Origin of the sequence: Pseudescherichia sp. (assembly GCF_031987975.1) — a bacterium.
Taxonomy (GTDB): Bacteria; Pseudomonadota; Gammaproteobacteria; order Enterobacterales; family Enterobacteriaceae; genus Pseudescherichia.
Window position 1 is genome coordinate 119442 of record NZ_DALZYX010000009.1, and the last position, 19378, is coordinate 138819.

Sequence of the window (19378 nt, forward strand, 5' to 3'; positions counted from 1 at the left end):
GTATTTTCCGGAGATGATGATGAATAGCATAGATAAAATAAGCGCCGTAAGCGCGCAGGGTGATTCGCATTTATCTAACGGCGATAACCCATCCACTCTGCTAAATAACAGCAAATTAGCAGAGATTAATAGCGACAATAATAAGACTCACTCTGACGACGGCAGTACGAAGATTACGCTTACGTCTAAAACGCAGGATGAGATCGATAAACAGCAGCAGATAAAACAAGAGGAGATAAAGAAGACCGACTATACGATGGAATTAACCGGTATTCCGCTGTATGGCGGCCGTCTCATTTCAGTCACTAAATATCCGAATGGCACCGAGGAAATTATTGATACCCTGTCCGGGCAGCGAATAACGCGACAGGATTTGCAGCAGGCTATTTCTTCGGTGGAGGTGAAGGTCGTCGAGGCGAATAATAACCCTGATAGCGGGGTGGAATAAAACAGGCCAGGCGGGAGGTGACTCCCGCCTGAAATATATCAGCGGAACTTCTTGTGATAGGTATTGCGGGTGGTTTTAAACTCTTCCGCTGCCGCCTGCGCCTCTTTGACCTTACCGGCGTTGGCAAGCTGCAGTGCGCCGTCAATCTGACCAACCAGAATATCAAACCCGTGACGGAAGTCCTTCATCTCCGGACTATCCGGCGCTTTATCTTCCATTTTCGGTGGGGTCGCTTTCTGCGCGTCCAGCGCGGCGGTGCGCATCTTAGTTAACGCATCCTTCATCTCAGCCGCGTCATTGGTTTTCTGTACTACTTTCAAATTGTCGTTCAGGGTCTCCATATCCTCGTCCAGATCTGCCGCAAACGCGGCAGAGGAGGCCAGAACTAAAGAGGAGACGGCTAACATCGCTAACAACTTTTTCCGCATTGCTCATGTCCTTTTATTATTTTTAAAATGGCTTACTGCCCGGCGATCTTCATCTCCGGCAGCAGCACAGAACCACACTGTATATTGCTGCGTGTTTCAATATCGTTACCGATGGTCACCATATTGCGCCACATCTCTTTCAGGTTGCCAGCGATGGTAATTTCACTCACCGGATACTGAATTTCACCGTTCTCTACCCAGAAGCCCGCCGCGCCGCGGGAGTAGTCGCCGGTAATGCCGCTCACGCCCTGGCCCATCAGCTCGGTGACCACCAGCCCGGTACCCATCTCTTTCAGCATCTGCTCGAAGCTAAGGCCCTGGCCTTTGATACGCCAGTTATGGATGCCGCCCGCGTGCCCGGTGCTCTGTAGCCCCAGCTTGCGCGCCGAGTAGCTGGTCAGCAGCCACTGGGTCAGGATGCCATCCTTGATAATGTCCCGGCGCTCGGTGCGTACCCCTTCGCTGTCGAACGGCGTTGAGGCCAGCCCTTTCAGCAGGTGCGGGTGCTCCTCAATGGTCAGCCACTCCGGCAGGATCTGCTTACCGAGTGAGTCCAGCAGGAAGGTGGATTTGCGGTAGACCGCGCCGCCGGCAATGGCTCCGACGAGGTGGCCAAACAGCCCGGTGGCCACTTCGTTGGCGAAGATCACCGGGGCTTTCATGGTGGAGAGCTTGCGCGGCGCAATGCGAGACAGGGTGCGTCTGGCGCACTCCTCTCCAACCCACTCGGGCGTCTTGAGATCGCCCAGCGCGCGGCCAATGGTGTAGGCATAGTCGCGCTCCATATCACCATTCTCTTCGGCGATGACGCAGCTGGAGAGCGAATGGCGGCTGGAGCAGTAGCTCTGCAGCATGCCGTGGCTGTTACCAAAGACTTTAATCCCGTAGTGGCTGTTGAAGCTGCCGCCTTCGGTGTTGGTGATGCGTTTGTCCGCCTTCAGCGACGCCTGTTCGGCGCGGGCGGCCAGCTCAATGGCTTCATCCGGCGTAATCTCTGCCGGGTGGAACAGATCGAGATCCGGGGCGTCAAATGCCAGCAACTCGCGGTCCGCAACGCCGGCAAAGGGATCCGGCGAGGTGTAGCGAGCAATGTCCAGCGCCGCCTGCACGGTACGGGCGATCGCGTCCGGACTCAGGTCGGTAGACGAGGCGCTGCCCTTGCGGTTTTGGTGATAAACGGTGATGCCCAGCGCACCGTCGCTATTAAATTCAACGTTCTCCACCTCACCGTAGCGGGTGCTGACGCTAATACCGGTGGTCTTCGATACCGCTACTTCCGCACCGTCTGATTTACCTGCGGCTAAGCCCAGGGCGGTGGAGACGGCCTCTTCCAGTGCTTTGCGTTGCTCTGCAACTTGTGTGATTACTTTCATCGCCAATGCCATAATGTAAGGGGAGTTTTAAAGAAGTCTAACAGAGAACCCATTCTCAGTGTGCTCCCAGGGTGTTAGTATTAGCCTCTTTTTTAAGGAGCCTGAGATGACCAAGCAGCCCGATGACTGGCTCGATGACGTACCCGGTGATGATATCAACGATGAAGATGATGAGATCATCTGGGTCAGTAAAAGTGAAATTAAGCGCGATGCAGAAGAGTTAAAACGCCTCGGCGCAGAGATGGTAGACCTGGGCAAGAATGCCCTCGATAAGATCCCGCTGGATGACGATCTGCGCGCCGCCATTGAGCTGGCGCAGCGTATCAAGAAAGAGGGACGCCGCCGCCAGATGCAGCTGATTGGCAAACTGCTGCGCCAGCGCGATGTCGATCCGATCCGCCAGGCGCTGGATAAGCTGAAAAACCGCCATAACCAGCAGGTGGCGTTCTTCCACAAGCTGGAGCACATTCGCGATCGCCTGATCGCCGAGGGTGACGACGCGGTGCCGGAGGTATTAAACCTGTGGCCGAACGCCGATCGCCAGCAGCTGCGCTCGCTGATCCGCAACGCGCAGAAAGAGCGTGACGGCAATAAGCCGCCGAAGTCCGCGCGTCTGATCTTCCAGTATCTGCGCGAGCTGTCGGAAGCCGAAGAGTAGTTGGTAAACGCCGGGTGGCGCTTCGCTTACCCGGCTTACAGTGCTATTTCTGCGCTAACTTGTCTAATAGCTTCTGGTGGATGCCACCAAAGCCACCGTTGCTCATCACCAGAATGTGATCCCCCGGCTGGGCGGTTTTCACAATCATATCCGCCAGCGCATCAACATCGCCATGCCAGTGGGCAGGCTGCACGCAGGCTTCTGCTACTTCCGACACCTGCCACGGAATATGCTGCGGCTGTAACAGGAAGACCTCATCGGCACGGCCCAGCGACGGCGCCAGATCGTCCTTGCAAAGGCCCATCTTCATGGTGTTGGAGCGCGGCTCCAGCACGGCAATAATGCGCGCCGTGCCGCCGACCTTGCCGCGCAGCGCGGCGAGCGTGGCGAGGATCGCAGTCGGATGGTGGGCGAAGTCGTCATAAACGGTGACGCCGTTAGCGGTGCCGCGCAGCTCAAGGCGGCGGCGGGCGTTCACGAAGGAGCCGAGGGCGTTGGCCGCGTCCGCTGGCGTGACGCCAACGTGGCGGGCGGCGGCAATCGCCATCAGGCCGTTATGCATGTTGTGCTCGCCGACCAGATCCCACTTCACCCGGCCCACGCGCTCGCCGTCCAGCAGCACTTCCCACTCTGAGGCGTCGGTGGTGAGTTTTTTCGCCTGCCAGTGGCCCTGCTCGCCTACCAGCTCCTGCTCGCTCCAGCAGCCCATCGCCATCACCTGCTTCAGGTTGATGTCGCTCTCCGGCAAAATAATCTTGCCCTGCCCCGGCACGATACGCACCAGGTGGTGGAACTGCTTCTGAATCGCCTTCAGGTCGTCGAAGATGTCGGCATGATCGAACTCAAGGTTGTTGAGGATCAGCGTGCGCGGCGCGTAGTGCACGAACTTGGAGCGCTTATCAAAGAACGCACAGTCGTACTCGTCGGCCTCAATCACAAAGAACGGGCTGTCGCCCAGACGGGCAGAGACGTCAAAATTGCCCGGCACGCCACCAATCACAAAGCCTGGCTTATAGCCGCAGGCTTCGAGGATCCAGGTCGCCATGCCCGCGGTGGTGGTTTTACCGTGGGTACCGGCTACTGCCAGTACCCAGCGATCGCGCAGGACAAAGTCGTGCAGCCACTGCGGACCGGACATATAAGGGATGCTCTTCTCCAGCACTGCCTCAACGCACGGATTTCCCCGCGTCATGGCGTTACCAATAATCACCAGATCCGGGGCCGGATCGAGCTGGCTGGCGTCGTAACCCTGAATTAAGGAGATGCCCTGCTTCTCCAGCAGAGTGCTCATCGGCGGATACACATTGGCGTCCGATCCCGTTACTTCATGACCTAAAGCACGCGCCAGCAGCGCCAGCCCGCCCATGAAGGTTCCACAAATTCCTAAAATATGAATGCGCATACGTCTGTCCTTCTTTTAACTGGCGCTCATATTACCCCCATGTCCGGCACAGAGAAATGCATTTAAGCGGAATCTCACTTTTGCTGGCGCGATTCACCTGTGCGCATTAATTTAGATCTTTGTTAGTATTGCTACAGTCGCTTTACTCCACATTAATTGCAGGGAAAGTGTTATGAAAACGTTAGGTGAATTTATCGTCGAGAAGCAGCATGATTTCTCTCATGCTACCGGGGAACTGACCTCGCTCCTGTCGGCGATAAAGCTGGGCGCCAAAATCATCCACCGCGATATCAATAAAGCGGGGCTGGTCGATATTCTGGGGGCCAGCGGGGCCGAAAACGTGCAGGGCGAGGTACAGCAAAAGCTCGATCTGTTCGCGAATGAGAAACTGAAGGCGGCGCTGCGCGCGCGGAATATCGTGGCCGGTATCGCGTCAGAGGAAGAGGACGAGATCGTTGTTTTTGATGGCTATGAGCACGCGAAATACGTGGTTCTCATGGATCCGCTGGATGGCTCCTCCAACATTGACGTTAACGTCTCCGTCGGTACCATCTTCTCTATCTACCACCGCGTCACGCCGGTAGGCACCCCGGTCACCGTGGAAGACTTCCTGCAGCCGGGCAACAAACAGGTCGCAGCGGGCTACGTGCTCTACGGCTCCTCGACCATTATGGTCTACACCACTGGCTGCGGCGTACACGCCTTCACCTACGATCCTTCTCTCGGGGTTTTCGCCCTCTGCCAGGAGCGCATGCAGTTCCCTGAGCTGGGTAACACCTACTCCATTAACGAAGGCAACTATATCAAGTTCCCGCAGGGCGTGAAGAAGTACCTCAAGTTCTGCCAGGAAGAAGATAAGCTTACCCACCGCCCCTACACCTCGCGCTACATCGGCTCGCTGGTGGCAGACTTCCACCGCAACCTGGTGAAGGGCGGGATCTACCTCTACCCGAGCACTGCAACCCACCCGGAAGGCAAGCTGCGCCTGCTGTACGAGTGCAACCCGATGGCCTTCCTGGCCGAGCAGGCAGGCGGTAAAGCGAGCGACGGTAAAGAGCGTATTCTGGATATTATTCCGGAGTCGCTGCACCAGCGCCGTCCATTCTTCGTCGGCACCAAAGCGATGGTTGAAGACGTAGAGCGCTTTATGCGCGAGTTCCCGGACGCATAAAACGCCGTTATGCTACCCTCTCCGCCTGGAGAGGGTAAGTTGCATTAGCCTGCGGCCTGCAGGCGAAACGAAGCCATGGCGGCTAACAATTCGCGGGACTGCTGCTCCAGCGAGTGGGTCGCAGCAGAGGATTGCTGCACCAGCGCCGCATTCTGCTGGGCGGTCTCATCCATCTGGTTCACCGCAATATTTACCTGCTCAATGCCCCGGCTCTGCTCGTGGGACGCGTTGGCAATCTCCCGCATCAGCTTCGTCATACGCGTCACTTCGCTGGCGATCTCGTCCATCGTCTCACCGGCCTGCATCGCCAGATTGCTGCCCTCGCCAACGTGAGTCTGCGAGTCGGTAATCAGGGTACGGATCTCTTTCGCCGCATCGGCGCTGCGGCTCGCCAGGTTACGCACCTCGCCCGCCACCACGGCAAAGCCGCGTCCCTGCTCCCCCGCTCGCGCCGCTTCTACCGAGGCGTTAAGAGCCAGAATATTGGTCTGGAAGGCAATGCCGTCGATTACGCTAAGAATGTCGGCGATACGTGCCGAACTGCCGGAGATATCCTGCATCTTCTCGATAACGTAGCAGACCATTTCGCTGCCGCGATCGGCAGTATCGGAGACCGTCTTCGCCAGCTGGTGCGCCTGCTCGGCGTTGGCGGCGTTCTGCTTCACCGTGGCGGTGATCTGCTCCATGCTGGCAGCAGTCTGCTCAAGGGAGGAGGCAGTAGATTCGGTGCGCTGAGCCAGATCGACGTTACCGGCGGTCAGCTCCCGGCTGCCGGTATCGATCTGTGCGCTGGCATCGCGAACGCGGGTCACCGAACTCACCAGCGCGTGACGCATATTCTCAATCGCAGCATTGAGGCGGGAGAACTCCTTGCTGGCGGCATCGGCTTGGGTAGGCGTCAGATTACCTGCCGCTACCTGCTCCAGCTGCTGAATAGAGGCATCCAGCGGCCTGAGCAGCATATGACGTAGCGCCAGCCACGCCAGCGCAATCATCCCGGCGGTTGCCAGCGCGGCGATGACGATCAGCGCCATCACCCGTTTTTTACTCGCCTGCACCGCGTCTACTTCCGCTTTGCCGCGCGCCTCACCCCACTTCATAAAGGCCTGCATATCGTTATCGAACTGACGCGATACCGGCACCAGCTGATTCTCCAGCAGGGAGTAGTAGTCGTCCGCGCTCTGCTGATTGAGCGCCGTTAGCATAGGTACGATGCCCTGGGTATTGTAGGCCTGATAGCTTTTAGCCACCGCTGCCAGCAGCGCCTGGCCGCTCTCGTCCTCTACGCCCGCGTCGATGGTCGCCTGCAACCCTTTCTGGGCCTGAGCGACCTCGCTATTGATGTTTTTGACCGACTTGCCCGCGTCGTCCAGCAGCCCGACCTCCATCATGCGCACCGCCTGCCCGGCCTCGTTGCGCGCACGTAGGATCAGGGTATAGCCTTCGTTGAGGCGCGCTATCTGCTCACCCTGGAGGTGATTAATACGCTGTAGCGAGGAGGAGCTTTGGCTCAGGGCATAAATACCCATGCCGCTGACCAGAAGGAGAAGTAACGTCATGACGGCCAGCAGAGAGAGCAGGCCTGTGCGAATCGAAAGCGTTCTAAGCATAATGGCGATCCCGGTAGCAGAGAGACTTCGTAGCGTGGATAGTGCTGATTCGAACAGTTATCGACCGCTACCGGGAAAGCTTTAGTTATTTTTTAGCCATATCAAAAAGTTATGACTTCGTTGCCGGAATGCTCACCCGTGTTACCGGAGAGTTCTGCCGGTTCTCCCACAGCACCGTCAGGCCGCGTTGCAGGGCGATAAAGATAAACAGCAGAATGCCGATAGCGATTTTTGTCCACCACGAGCTGAGCGTGCCGTCGAAGTTAATATAGGTCTGGATCAGCCCCTGGATCGCCACGCCAAACAGCGTGCCTAACACCGTCCCCACGCCGCCGCTAAGCAGCGTGCCGCCAATCACCACCGAGGCGATGGCGTCCAGCTCCACCCCTACCCCCGCCAGGGCGTAGCCCGCCTGGGTGTAGATGGAGAAGACAATACCCGCCAGCGTCGCCAACCCGGTAGAGAGCATATAGATACGAATCGTTGTGCTGCGGGTAGAGATGCCCATCAGGTTGGCCGAGGTGGCGCTGCCGCCGATAGCATAGACCTGGTTACCAAAGCGCGTGCGGTGGGCGAGGAAGATGCCTATCACCACCACGCCCAGCATCAGCAGCCCCATCGCGCTCAGGCGACCGCCGCCGGGAATTTTCCACGCCAGGCTGGAGAGGGTGTCGTAGATCGGATGGTTAATCGGGATCGACTCTTCAGAGACCAGGTAGCTGACGCCGCGCAGGAAGAACATCCCGGCGAGGGTGATGATAAACGCCGGGATCTTCAGGGCGTCGATCAGCAGGCCCATAAAGGCACCGAAGGCGCAGCCCATCGCCAGCACCAGCGGGAAGGCCAGCAGGGGTGAGATCCCCCAGAAGCCGATTGCTTTTGCCAGAAAGACGCCGGTAAAGGCGATCACCGATCCCACCGACAGGTCGATACCGCCGGAGAGGATCACAAAGGTCATGCCGACGGCGATGATACCCAGAAAAGCGTTATCGGTCAGTATATTGCAGATGACCCGCGTCGAGGCAAAGCCGGGAAACTGGGTCAGGCAGTAGAGATAGCCGAGCACGAACACGCCGAGCGTGATCATCAGCGGCAGGTTACGTTTTATCATGACCACGGCTCCTCTTAATCAGGTCGATAAAGCGCGGCGACTGCACAATCAGCACGCACATCACGACGATGGCCTTCACGACCTGGTTTAGCTCCGGCGGGAAGCCTGACAGCAGGATCCCGGTATTCATCCCCTGGATAATCAGCGCCCCGACCACCGACAGCAGCAGGTTGAAGCGTCCGCCCATCAGTGAGCCGCCGCCAATCACTACCGCGAGGATGGCATCCAGCTCCAGCCACAGCCCGGCGTTGTTGGCATCCGCCCCACGAATATCCGCCGTGACGATGATGCCGGCAATAGCGGCGCAAACGCCACTCAGCACGTAGGTCAGCATCACCACCACCCGGGTATTTACCCCGGCGTTTTTCGCCGCGCGAATGTTGATCCCCACCGCTTCGATAAACATGCCCAGCGCCGTCTTGCGGGTGAAGAGCCAGAACACAATTAGCGTTACCAGAGCGATAATCACCGGCGTCGGGAAGAGCAGCAGCGATCCGCTGCCGAGCCAGGAGAGACTGGGGGCGTTAAAGGTGACGATCTGTCCGGAAGTGATCAGCTGCGCCACGCCGCGCCCGGCGACCATAAGTATCAGGGTGGCGACGAAGGGCTGGATCTTGAGAATGGCCACCAGCACGCCGTTCCACAGCCCGGCCAGCACGCCGCTGCCGATTGCCGCCAGCAGCACAATCGGCAGGCTGTGTCCGGCGACGGTCATTGAGGCCGCCGTCGCCCCGGCGATGGCCATAATGGCCCCTACGGAGAGATCGATCCCGCCGGTGGCGATCACCAGCGTCATGCCAATCGCCAGCAGCGCGACCGGTGCGGCGCGGTTAAGAATATCGATGGGGCTACCGAACAGCCGCCCATCCTGCAGAACGATCTGGAAAAAATGCGGCGCCACCAGGCTGTCAACCACCAGCACCAGGATCAGCGCCACCAGCTGCGGCATACCCGTCGGCCAGCTTATGCGCCGCTTCGGCTGGCCGGTTTGCGGAAGGGAACGGGGCATCACACTCTACTCCTTATGCCGCAATGGCATTCATGATCGCCGGAACCGACAGCTCCGCGAGCGGGATCTCTGCCACCTGCTTGCGGTCGCGCATGATGATCACCCGATCGGCATAGCCGACCAGCTCCTCCAGCTCGGAGGAGATCACCAGCAGCGCTAAGCCGTCGGCGCACAGGGTTTCAATAAGCCGGATGATTTCGGCATGTGCCCCTACGTCGATGCCGCGCGTCGGCTCGTCGAGGATCAGGAACTGGGGTTTGGTCAGCAGCCAGCGTGAGAGCAGCACCTTCTGCTGGTTGCCGCCGGAGAGAAACTCAATCGGCTGCTCGGCGCTGGGGGTGCGGATCCCCAGCTGGCGAATAAAGCGTTCGGCGATCTCATTCTGCTCCCGGCGGGGAATGGGCCGCAGCCAGCCGCGCTGGGCCTGTAGCGCGAGAATAATATTTTCCCGTACCGAGGCGGCGGCGATAATACCGTCGGTTTTACGATCCTCTGGACAGAAACCGATCCCCAGACACGATGCCTGATGCGGCGAGCGCAGCGTCTGCGGCTTGCCTTTGATCGTCGCGCTACCGCTGTCGGCGGGCTTGATGCCGAAGATCACCTCGGCGGTTTCGGTCCGCCCGGATCCTAATAGCCCGGCGAGGCCGACAATTTCGCCGGGACGCACCTCGAAGCTAAAGGGCGCGATGGTCCCCTTCTTGCCAAAATCAGTAAAGGCGGCCACCGGTTTGTCGCTGAGCAGCGTCCGGCCCGCCCGTTGCAGGGCGTTGGTCTCCAGCTCGCGCCCCAGCATCATTTTCACCAGCTCGATCTGCGGCAGCTCGCGGGTTTCGCGACAGCCGACAAAGCCGCCGTTGCGCAGAACGGTGATGCGGTCGCTGACCTCATACACCTGATCGAGGAAATGGGTGACGAAGATCAGACTTACCCCCTGGGCGCGCAGCTGGCGCATCAGGGTGAAGAGCATCGCCACCTCCTGGGTATCGAGGCTCGCGGTAGGCTCGTCGAGGATCAATACCTTCGCCGAGAGGTCGATAGCCCGACAGATGGCGACGATCTGCTGCATCGCCACCGAAAAGCGGTTCAGCGGCTCGCGCACGTCGAGGGAGAAGCCGTAGGAGGCCATCAGCGCCGTGGCGCGCCGCTCCATCTCTTTACGCTGGAGAAAGCCAAAGCGCCGTGGTTCACGGCCAATAAATAGGTTATCTGCCACCGACATGTTCGGCAGCAGGTTAACCTCCTGATAGACTGTCCCGATGCCCAGCTGCTGGGCATGGGCGGTGTTTTTAGGCGAGATCTCCTGCCCTTCGAGGCGAATAACGCCGCGATCGGCATGATAGACGCCGGTCAGCGCTTTGATGAGCGTCGATTTACCGGCCCCGTTTTCTCCGAGGAGGGCCATAATTTCGCCCCGGCGCAGGCTGAAGTTGACGTTATCAAGCGCCTTTACGCCAGGGAAAAATTTACTTAACCCCTCGGTACTGAGAATTTCCTGGTGTTGGTCGGTGGTCATGATGGCCTCCCCGAAAACGAACCGCCGGGCTTAATAGCCCATATTTTTCTTCTTCTCTAGCTCTTCTTTTGCCGTATCCGGCAGGTAGAGCGTCGATTTAGTCATGGTCATTTTCTCAGGCTGGGTGCCGTCTTTTTTGAATTTCTCCAGCGCGTCAAAGGCCGGGCCAGCCATATTTGGCGTCAGCTCGACGCTGGCGTTGGCTTCACCGTCAATCATCGCTTTGAAAATATCCGGCACGCCGTCGATGGAGCCGGTCAGAATATCTTTGCCCGGCTTCAGGCCCGCCTCTTTAATAGCCTGAATGGCGCCGATCACCATATCGTCGTTATGGGCGTAAACCATGCAGATGTTCTTGCCGTTGTTCTCGGCTTTGATAAAGCTCTCCATGACTTCCTTACCTTTACTGCGGGTAAAGTCGCCGGACTGGGAGCGAATGATCTTGATATTAGGTGCTTTAGCGATGGCGTCAGCGAACCCTTTTTTACGGTCGATCGCCACGCTCGCCCCTACCGTGCCCTGCAATTCAACGACGTTACACTGCTTGTCGCCAACGGTTTTAATCAGCCACTCACCGATCAGCTGGCCTTCCAGCACGTTATTGGCGGTAACGGTGGTCATGTAGAGCGACTTATCTTTCACATCAATGGAACGGTCGAGGAGGATCACCGGGATCTCGGCGTCTTTAGCCTCTTTTAGCACCGGCTCCCAGCCGGTCGCCACCACCGGAGCAATAAAGATGGCATCCACGCCCTGAGCGATAAACGAGCGTACCGCCTTGATCTGGTTCTCCTGTTTTTGCTGACCATCGGCGACTTTCAGCGTAATGCCGCGTTTCTCGGCTTCGCTTTTCGCGACGTTGGTTTCAGCGGCACGCCAGCCGGACTCGGAGCCGACCTGCGAAAAACCGACGGTTAACGGGGCTGCCATTGCCATAGACGACATGGCTGCTGAGACTGCTGTGACCAGAAGTAAGCGCTTCCACATAATAACGTCCTCGTAGGGGTGATTATTGTTTGGCTAAAAGATGTTCGCGAAGAGACTATAGCGAATGGAATATGTAACGAATTGCGTTACATCACACTTCAAAAAAGTAAATAAAACGTTAATCACAAGTTTGTAATCGCTTTCATTTAGCTATGAAAAATGCGGCTGAGGTTATGTACTTTTCGGTCATCTGAATGGTCTGATAAACGCGCAATCGGCGAGGTGAAAACAAAAACAGGCGAAGACTTTCGGCGTGAGTTGGCTATAATACCCGGCACTTGTTTGCCACACATTTTAAAGGAAACAAACATGAGCTTACTGAACGTACCGGCGGGTAAAGATCTGCCAGAAGACATCTACGTTGTTATCGAGATCCCGGCGAACGCCGATCCGATCAAATACGAAATCGATAAGGACACGGGCGCGCTGTTCGTTGACCGTTTCATGTCTACCGCGATGTTCTATCCGTGCAACTACGGCTACATCAACCACACCCTCTCCCTGGACGGTGACCCGGTTGACGTGCTGGTCCCGACCCCGTACCCGCTGCAGCCGGGTTCAGTGGTTCGCTGCCGTCCGGTTGGCGTGCTGAAGATGACCGACGAAGCGGGCGAAGATGCCAAGCTGGTTGCGGTTCCGCACACCAAGCTGAGCAAAGAGTACGATCACATTAAAGACGTGAACGACCTGCCAGAGCTGCTGAAAGCGCAGATCACCCACTTCTTCGAGCACTACAAAGATCTCGAGAAAGGCAAATGGGTTAAGGTTGACGGCTGGGATAACGCCGACGCGGCAAAAGCGGAAATCGTGGCCTCTTTCGAGCGCGCTGCGAAGAAGTAATCTCTGCCCGCAGTAAAAACAGAAACACCGCCCTTACGGCGGTGTTTTTTTATGGATAAAAACAGCGCCACCCGAAGGTGGCGCTGCTGTTAATCCCGATCCCTGTCTAACCAGTTCCCGGTCTCTATCCGCGTGTGCTCATCTACCGAAAGCTGGTACACATACATCCATGCACTGCCGTACGGTGTCTGAATCAATTGACGCTTGTACTCCCCACCTGCGGTGCGAAGCTCATCCAGCTCGGCCAGGGTCTCGGCGTCAATACGGTAAACCTCGCCCAGCACATGGCCCGGACCGGGCACCGCACCTGGGTAGTGCCCCAGACTGTAGAGTTGATAATCCTCAACGCTGTGATCGCCCAACCATTGAGCATTAGTCATCCAGTGACTGTTACCTTGCTTGCGTCGTAAACTGCCGTAAACAAATATTCGCATTGCTAAAACTCAAACTGATAGAGCAGATCTAGTGCCTGGTCTACGCCAGACACCGCTTCCAGATATAGCTTAGGCATCAGGCGATAGCGTAACGTGAGCGTCGCCAGAGAGTCAAAAATACCCACGCCATACTTCACCTGCAATCCCGGCAGAACATAGCCGCTGACCACCACCTGGGAGGAGTCGCCTACGCCCTGCGTGTCCAGTGCCAGATTGCTGACGCCAAAGGTCTCGCCGATTCGACCCACAACCTGCCCGCTCTGGGCAACGCCCAGGCCCACCAGCGCCGACGTCATCGCTGCGCTGTCGCTCTGTGTGCTCTCTAACCCCTGACCGCGAAGCAGATAGGAGAGCGCCTCCTGCTGCGACATTGCCGGGTCAGAGAAGATCTCCGCCTTCGGTTCGTCGGCGGTTCCGGTCACACGCACACCGGCAATCACGTCGTTTTCGGTGGACTCCGGGTTACGGATCGCTTCGATGTTAAGCAAAGGTTGATCCGGCGGACCCGAGAACAATAACTCACCTTTGCGCACAATCAAATCCTGACCGTACGCGTGGAAGCGTCCTTCAGGAATATTAATTTGCCCGTTAAGTCCAAGTCCTTGTTTATCCTGAGCAACTTTAAGATCGCCCGTTAAGCGCGCTTTTAAGCCAAACGCGTCCAGACGCACGTTATTACCTACGTGAACGGTCAAATTACTGTTAATCGGGATGCCCGCGCTCTGCGGCTCCTCCGGTTGCAGCTGGCTGTTGAGCATGACTTCGTCGCTGGAGACCCCCACTGCGCTCTCTGGTACTTCGTGAACCACGATACGCGCCCAGGGCACGTCAATGCTGCCGTCGAGGGTAAAGAGCTGCGGCGTGGCTTCAAACACCACGTCCGGGGAGGCGTCAAGGCGTACCATCGGTGGGACGGTAATGCGTACCCGGCTGCCCTTCGCCGCTATCCGCGCGCGCCAGTTGTCGAGCTGGCTCCAGTCGGCGTTGCCGCTCAGGTTGATCTCACCCTGTCGGGTGCGCACCACCCCTTGTAGGGTCGAGCTTTGGCCGTTGAAGTTCATCGCTACCTGACTAGGCTGCATCTCAAACGGCATAAAGTTGGCGTCGATATCCACGCCGTTCAGCCCCATCTGACCAAACAGCTGCGGACTCTGCACGTTGCCCGCCAGCCGCAGATTCGCATTGAGGGTCCCCGCTGCCTTCTCACCGCGCGAGAAGATGGCATTGATCATCGCGATGGAGAAGTTGCGGATGTTAACCGTACCACCTAAATTGCGCTGCCCTTGAGGGTCGGTCACCTGCACCTGACCGTCAAACTGTCCATTATTAGTCAGGCGCATCATCCAGCCGAGATCGGCGCGGTTGTCGCGCAGCTTTGCGTTGAGGTTGAGCGTATCAAACGCCACCCGCAGCGGCGCATCGTTGACGGTTTGCGTCACCCGCACGTTGCGCCCGGCCAGGGTGACCTCACCCTGCGGCAGACCCGGTTTAGTGGTATCCCAGCTGACATCCGCGCGGCCGCTGAACGATCCGCTGGCCTGGGTGGTATCCGGCATAAAGGGTTTCAGCATCGCCAGATCGAAGCGGTTCAGGTTAACCACCGCCCGCCCCTCTGCGCCTGCATCCACGGTCTGAGGTACGCATAGCTCGGCGTTGGGGTTCGTCCAGCAGTGCGGCCCGATGCTTACCTTCTGCTCCTCGCCGCGGTAGTCCAGGGCGATAGCGCGGTTCAGCGACCATGGCCCGACCGGGGTAGCAAAGCGCGTATCGCTCAGGGTGCCTTTCCAGCGCTGGTTAGCCCGGTCAAAGCTGCCCGCTAACCGCAGCTGGCCGGAGACCGGCTCGCCCTGCGCCCGCAGGTTCAGCTCATGCTGCTTCTCGCTGCCTTTGGCGTCCAGCGTCACCAGGCTCAGGTTAACGCCCGGCTGCACAATACGCTCCACCCGAGCAGTGAGGTTACCGGCGATCTGGTCGGTAGATTTTACGTCACCCTCAACGCGCACGCGGGCGATGGATAGCTCCTGCCAGCGCAGGCTATTGGCGGTGATATCCGCCTGCACCTGCGGCGCATCCACCGTGCCACGTACCTTCACCAATCCCTTCGCCGTGCCGCCTAAGCCTGGCAAGGCGTTATCCAGCCCCGGTGCATCAATGTTGGCGTCAAGATTCAGCGCCTTCACGCCCAGCTCGCCTTTTACGTCGGCGCTGTTGCGCCCCAGCTCAAGGTGCAGCCCCGGCACGGTCCACTGCATATAGCTGTTGCCCTTGAGCGAACCGTTCACATTTACCCTGTTGTTCTTGACGTTGCCGGTGATTTTCATCTCCGGGACTTCCATCTGCCAGCTGCCGCCGTAGAGGCTACCGCGGGTTTTGATCAGACCGTTGAGCTTCGACGGCCAGTCGGGCACCTCTTTGGCGGTATTGATGCCGTTGAGGGTCAGCTCCCCACGCCAGCTGATGGCCTGCTGCCAGTCGAGCAGCGCCTTCAGCTCGGTTTTGCCCTCCAGCGCGGCGACGGTCAACTTGTCGAGGTTGATCTGCTGCTCGTTACCTTTTGCATCCAGCGTGATGGTCGCAGGCGGAACCTGCTGCCCTTTCACCGCCGTGCGGAAAGAGAGCGTGTAGTCGGTCATCTTGCCGCTCAGCTTCAGCCGCAGGTCATCCGCCTGGTACTGCCGCTCGCCGGTAAAGGGCCAGTAGAGCTGCTCGCTGATGATATCCAGGTTCAGGGGCAGCCCCGCCTCTGCCAGCTGCGTCTTCGCCCGCAGCACCATATCCACCGGACCGGAGAGATTCACGCCCACGTCGAGGGTCTCGCGCAGCGCGCCGCCGATCTTCAGCTTCACCTTCTCGCCCTTGAGCGGATCGACGTTAAGGGTGCTGTTAAGGGTGATATCCACCGGCCAGTTGTTGCTCAGCTGCGCCGTGCCGCTGGCATTGACCGTACCCTGGTTAGAGTCGATATCAAGGGTGTCGAGGGTGGTATTGCCATCGATGCTGCTCACCTTCAGCAGCAGGCTGCGTACCAGGATGTCGGTATCGCCAGTGAGGCGCAGCTGCTCGCCGCGGAACTCTTCGATATTGAGGTTGAGCGGCAGGTGGACGTCGGTCATCTCCGGCAGCACTGGCTTAGAGAAGAGATCCTTCAGCGTTTCACCGAGCGGCTTCTCCTCAGGTCTCGGCTGCTCGATCTTCGGCTCGACGATCTGCTCCTGGGCCACGTCGGCCACCTTCGGCAGGGCGATCAGCAGCCCCTGTAGCGAGGTCGGCTTAACGGTCAGGTTTTTCTCCTGCCAGTTCAGACCGGTAGTGAAATCCATCACCGAGACGGTGGTGTTATCGATCTTAATATTGACGTTGTTCAGCGCCACGCGGCTGAGGGTAATCGGATACGGGGTGGAGAGATCGAGCGGACCGCTATCTTCCTCTTCCACCTGGGCGGCTGGCGGCATTTTCGTGCTGTCTACCGTCACGTTGATGTCTTTAAGCGCCAGATCGTTGACGCACAGGCTGCTGTCCCGCAGGCAGGCAAGCTTCACCGCAAGGTGGATCTCTCCGGCGTTGACCGCCACGCCGGGCTGGTCGTAGCGAATATTGCGCAGGGTCAGATCGCGCCAGCCACCGGTGACCTGGCCAATCTCCAGCCCCGGCACCCAGCGGTTGGCGGCCTTGAACAGAATATGCAGCCCGCTGGTGGTGCCCACCAGAAACGCCACCGCCCCCAGCAGCAGTACAATAAACACCACCACTCCGAGGCTTATCTTCTTCCATAAACTCATAATTCAGGCCCCAGACCGATGTAGAACTGTAGATCGTGTTTATCGTCATCCGCGATGGGCAGAGCAAAGTCGAGCTTCACCGGCCCGACCGGGGACTCCCAGCGCACGCCCACGCCCGCACCGGTTTTAAAGTCGCTACGCCGGATATCGCTTACTGCCTCGCCGCTGTCAACGAAGGCCGCGCCCCACCACTTGCCGGTAACGTTATACTGGTACTCCAGCGAGCCGGTTGCCAGCTTCGAGGCCCCCTTCAGCTTGCCCTCGCTATCCTCGGGCGAGATCGATTTGTACTTATAGCCACGAATGCTGCGATCGCCCCCGGCGAAGAAGCGCAGATCCGGCGGCACGCGGTCAAAGTCGCCGGTTTCAATCCAGCCGAGGTTGCCACGCACCACAAAGCGGTGGCGATCGTAGAGGGTGCGGATCCAGACGTTCTGCGCCTGAAGGACCGAGAAATCAACGTCAGACCCCCAGGCGGTGTTGGAGTAGTCGATGGAGTAGCGCTGAGAGTCACCCCAGGTCGGCATCAGGCCGCCCCGGGAGCGGGTCCGGCTAATCATCACCCCCGGATAGAGCAGCATTGTAGTGTTGGTCACGCTGCCCTGGGTAAAGTGATCCAGGCTCCAGCGCAGGTTAATGGCGCGCTGCCAGCCGCTGGAGAGATCCCAGTAGCGGGAGAGTGCCAGAGTAGTGGAGTCCGCCTCGGTATCGTTGAGATCGGTACGCTTAAAGCCGCCCTGCACCAGGTAGTACTGCTCCAGCGGGTTTTTCAGCAGCGGCACCTTGTAGCTAAAGTCGAGCTGCTGCTCCGGTGCCGAGATGCTGGTGGTGGTGGTAAAGCTGTGCCCGTAGGAGTTGATCCACGGCTTACGCCAGGTGGCCTTCACGCGCGGACCGACGTCGGTGGAGTAGCCCACCCCGGTCTCTATCGTATTCTGTGTTCGTGGTGAGACCACGCCATGCAGCGGCAGCACCTTGGTCTTGCGGGATTTTTCAAACTCTGGGGCGACAATCACCGAGTTAAACCAGCCGGTCGCGGAGAGGCGGCGGTTCAGCTCCGCCAGATCTTTGGTCTGATACTCGTCACCCTCTTTAAAGGGGACCAGGTTTTGCAGATACTCGTCGCGGATCTGTGAGCCTTCAAAGGTCACCTTGCCGAAGCGGTAGCGCTGCCCGCTGTCGTAGTCGATATCCCAGAAGGCCTGATGGCGGTCGAGAGCGATGCCGAGCTGGCTTTTATTGAAGGCGCTGTCGAAGTAGCCTTTGCGCAGCGCGACGCTGGTCAGGCCCTTCTTGAAGCTGTCGTAGTCGTTGTGGTTCAGTACCGTGCCGATTGCCGGACGGGTTTTTAGCAGGTCGAGGTAGTCACTGTCAGTGCGCGCCCCGCCGCGCAGGATCACATCCGTTCCCCCTACGCGCACGGGCGTGCCGGGCGAGACGCGGGCGATCAATACCTGGCGACCCTTCGCCGGCGGTGGACGCAGTTCAAAATCGATGGTTGGCTCATAGTAGCCCAGCGCTTTTAATCCATCGCGGATAGCATCATCAACGCGGGCGCGGAAACGCTGGTCCGCCGTTACTTCGTCGCTCTCAATAGTTGAGAGCTGGGCGCGGACGTTTTTTTGCAGCGCACCCGTTAGCCCCTCCACCTGCAAACGAACGTTTGCCGCTAAGGCCGTCCCGCTTGCCAGCAGCAGAGTGGCAAAACCTATCAGTCGGATGTGTGGCACGTTCTCTCCTGAATATCAGGCTTCCTGAGGTAAGGAAACCGAAATGCCGCTCCCCGGCTTAACAAATTCCCACCATAGTGGGTTGAAAAATGGCTGGCTAGCCCAATATTTCTTAATGTTTAAATCTAGCCGTATTTGCAGCATTTATTGTGTTCAATTCAACGCTGCGTTACAACCTCGATCACATATCTGTTCCTGGGAGGCCACACCGTGAGTCTATTTGATAAAAAACACCTTGTTACTCAAACGGATGCATTGCCAGGACGCAATACACCCATGCCGGTTGCCAGCCTGCATGCCGTTAACGAACACTCAATGACCAACGTTCCCGAGGGAATGGAGACCGCGCTGTTTGCGATGGGCTGCTTCTGGGGCGTGGAGCGCCTGTTCTGGGTGCTGCCTGGCGTCTATAGCACTGCGGCAGGCTATGCGGGCGGCTATACGCCAAACCCGACCTACCGCGAAGTATGCTCCGGCCAGACCGGACATGCCGAAGCCGTGCGCGTGGTCTATGACCCAAGCGTGATTAGGTACGAGCAACTGCTACAGGTTTTCTGGGAGAACCACGATCCTGCCCAGGGCATGCGCCAGGGTAACGACCACGGCACCCAGTACCGCTCGGCCATCTACCCGCTGACACCGGAGCAGGACGCTGCCGCGAAGGCGAGCCTTACCCGCTTCCAGCAGGCGATGCGCGCCGCCGGGGACGATCGTACCGTGACCACTGAAATCAAAACCGCCGGCCCGTTCTACTATGCCGAGGACGATCACCAGCAGTACCTGCATAAGAATCCGTATGGCTACTGCGGAATCGGTGGGATTGGGGTCTGTCTGCCGCCGCAGACGGCGGGGTGAAAAAGCGTTGCTATTAAATAGCAGCCC

16 protein-coding genes are annotated in these 19378 nt (G+C 58.4%); 5 read left to right on the top strand and 11 right to left on the bottom strand.

Annotated elements, in window-relative coordinates:
• Nucleotides 1–19: 19 nt before the first annotated feature.
• Nucleotides 20–448 carry a hypothetical protein gene (locus RTN40_RS16875; protein ID WP_312229481.1) on the top strand — a complete coding sequence of 143 codons (429 nt, stop codon included), beginning with the start codon at nucleotides 20–22 and terminating at the stop codon, nucleotides 446–448.
• Between the two features lie 38 nt (nucleotides 449–486).
• Here RTN40_RS16875 and cybC read toward each other — a convergent pair whose 3' ends face one another.
• Nucleotides 487–876: a cytochrome b562 gene (gene cybC / locus RTN40_RS16880; protein ID WP_312212501.1), complete on the bottom strand. Its 390-nt coding sequence runs from the start codon at nucleotides 874–876 to the stop codon at nucleotides 487–489.
• A gap of 32 nt (nucleotides 877–908) precedes the next feature.
• Nucleotides 909–2261, bottom strand: coding sequence for a metalloprotease PmbA (gene pmbA, locus RTN40_RS16885; protein WP_312229482.1), 1353 nt, complete (start codon nucleotides 2259–2261; stop codon nucleotides 909–911).
• Nucleotides 2262–2355: 94 nt separating this feature from the next.
• On the opposite strand from pmbA, the gene yjgA reads away from it, so the two are divergent.
• A complete protein-coding gene (yjgA, locus tag RTN40_RS16890; protein WP_312229483.1) occupies nucleotides 2356–2907 on the top strand; it encodes a ribosome biogenesis factor YjgA in 552 nt (183 codons plus the stop codon).
• A 43-nt stretch (nucleotides 2908–2950) separates the two neighbouring features.
• On the opposite strand, the gene mpl is transcribed toward yjgA, so the two are convergent.
• Nucleotides 2951–4309, bottom strand: a complete 1359-nt coding sequence (mpl, locus tag RTN40_RS16895; protein ID WP_312229484.1) for a UDP-N-acetylmuramate:L-alanyl-gamma-D-glutamyl-meso-diaminopimelate ligase — start codon at nucleotides 4307–4309, stop codon at nucleotides 2951–2953.
• A 172-nt stretch (nucleotides 4310–4481) separates the two neighbouring features.
• Here mpl and fbp point away from each other — a divergent pair, with 172 nt between their 5' ends.
• Nucleotides 4482–5480 (top strand): class 1 fructose-bisphosphatase, encoded by a 999-nt coding sequence (gene fbp / locus RTN40_RS16900; RefSeq protein WP_312229485.1) that lies wholly within the window; start codon nucleotides 4482–4484, stop codon nucleotides 5478–5480.
• 44 nt (nucleotides 5481–5524) lie between these two features.
• Here the strand turns inward: fbp and RTN40_RS16905 are convergent, their stop codons facing one another.
• The 5 genes from RTN40_RS16905 to ytfQ all read right to left on the bottom strand — a co-directional run bounded on the left by RTN40_RS16905 (nucleotide 5525) and on the right by ytfQ (nucleotide 11713).
• Entirely contained in the window at nucleotides 5525–7090 is a 1566-nt protein-coding gene (locus tag RTN40_RS16905; RefSeq protein WP_312229486.1) for a methyl-accepting chemotaxis protein, read from the bottom strand.
• 109 nt (nucleotides 7091–7199) lie between these two features.
• Entirely contained in the window at nucleotides 7200–8201 is a 1002-nt protein-coding gene (gene yjfF / locus RTN40_RS16910) for a galactofuranose ABC transporter, permease protein YjfF (RefSeq protein WP_312229487.1), read from the bottom strand.
• The gene (gene ytfT, locus RTN40_RS16915; protein ID WP_312229488.1) at nucleotides 8188–9213 is read right to left on the bottom strand and encodes a galactofuranose ABC transporter, ATP-binding protein YtfT; all 1026 of its coding nucleotides are present in this window, start codon (nucleotides 9211–9213) and stop codon (nucleotides 8188–8190) included. Before ytfT ends, yjfF begins: the two co-directional genes overlap by 14 nt.
• A gap of 10 nt (nucleotides 9214–9223) precedes the next feature.
• Nucleotides 9224–10726: a galactofuranose ABC transporter, ATP-binding protein YtfR gene (ytfR, locus tag RTN40_RS16920; protein ID WP_312212494.1), complete on the bottom strand. Its 1503-nt coding sequence runs from the start codon at nucleotides 10724–10726 to the stop codon at nucleotides 9224–9226.
• Between the two features lie 30 nt (nucleotides 10727–10756).
• A complete protein-coding gene (ytfQ, locus tag RTN40_RS16925) occupies nucleotides 10757–11713 on the bottom strand; it encodes a galactofuranose ABC transporter, galactofuranose-binding protein YtfQ (RefSeq protein ID WP_312212493.1) in 957 nt (318 codons plus the stop codon).
• Between the two features lie 309 nt (nucleotides 11714–12022).
• Here ytfQ and ppa point away from each other — a divergent pair, with 309 nt between their 5' ends.
• Nucleotides 12023–12553, top strand: coding sequence for an inorganic diphosphatase (gene ppa / locus RTN40_RS16930; protein WP_103818593.1), 531 nt, complete (start codon nucleotides 12023–12025; stop codon nucleotides 12551–12553).
• Between the two features lie 89 nt (nucleotides 12554–12642).
• Here ppa and RTN40_RS16935 read toward each other — a convergent pair whose 3' ends face one another.
• Genes RTN40_RS16935 through tamA form a run of 3 tightly spaced genes read right to left on the bottom strand, consistent with a single transcriptional unit; the run spans nucleotide 12643 to nucleotide 18496 of the window.
• Nucleotides 12643–12987, bottom strand: coding sequence for a gamma-glutamylcyclotransferase (locus RTN40_RS16935; protein ID WP_312212492.1), 345 nt, complete (start codon nucleotides 12985–12987; stop codon nucleotides 12643–12645).
• A 2-nt stretch (nucleotides 12988–12989) separates the two neighbouring features.
• Nucleotides 12990–16766: an autotransporter assembly complex protein TamB gene (gene tamB / locus RTN40_RS16940; RefSeq protein ID WP_312229489.1), complete on the bottom strand. Its 3777-nt coding sequence runs from the start codon at nucleotides 16764–16766 to the stop codon at nucleotides 12990–12992.
• Nucleotides 16763–18496 (bottom strand): autotransporter assembly complex protein TamA, encoded by a 1734-nt coding sequence (tamA, locus tag RTN40_RS16945; RefSeq protein ID WP_312229490.1) that lies wholly within the window; start codon nucleotides 18494–18496, stop codon nucleotides 16763–16765. Before tamA ends, tamB begins: the two co-directional genes overlap by 4 nt.
• 210 nt (nucleotides 18497–18706) lie before the next feature.
• Here tamA and msrA point away from each other — a divergent pair, with 210 nt between their 5' ends.
• The gene (msrA, locus tag RTN40_RS16950) at nucleotides 18707–19351 is read left to right on the top strand and encodes a peptide-methionine (S)-S-oxide reductase MsrA (RefSeq protein ID WP_312229491.1); all 645 of its coding nucleotides are present in this window, start codon (nucleotides 18707–18709) and stop codon (nucleotides 19349–19351) included.
• Nucleotides 19352–19378 lie beyond the last annotated feature (27 nt).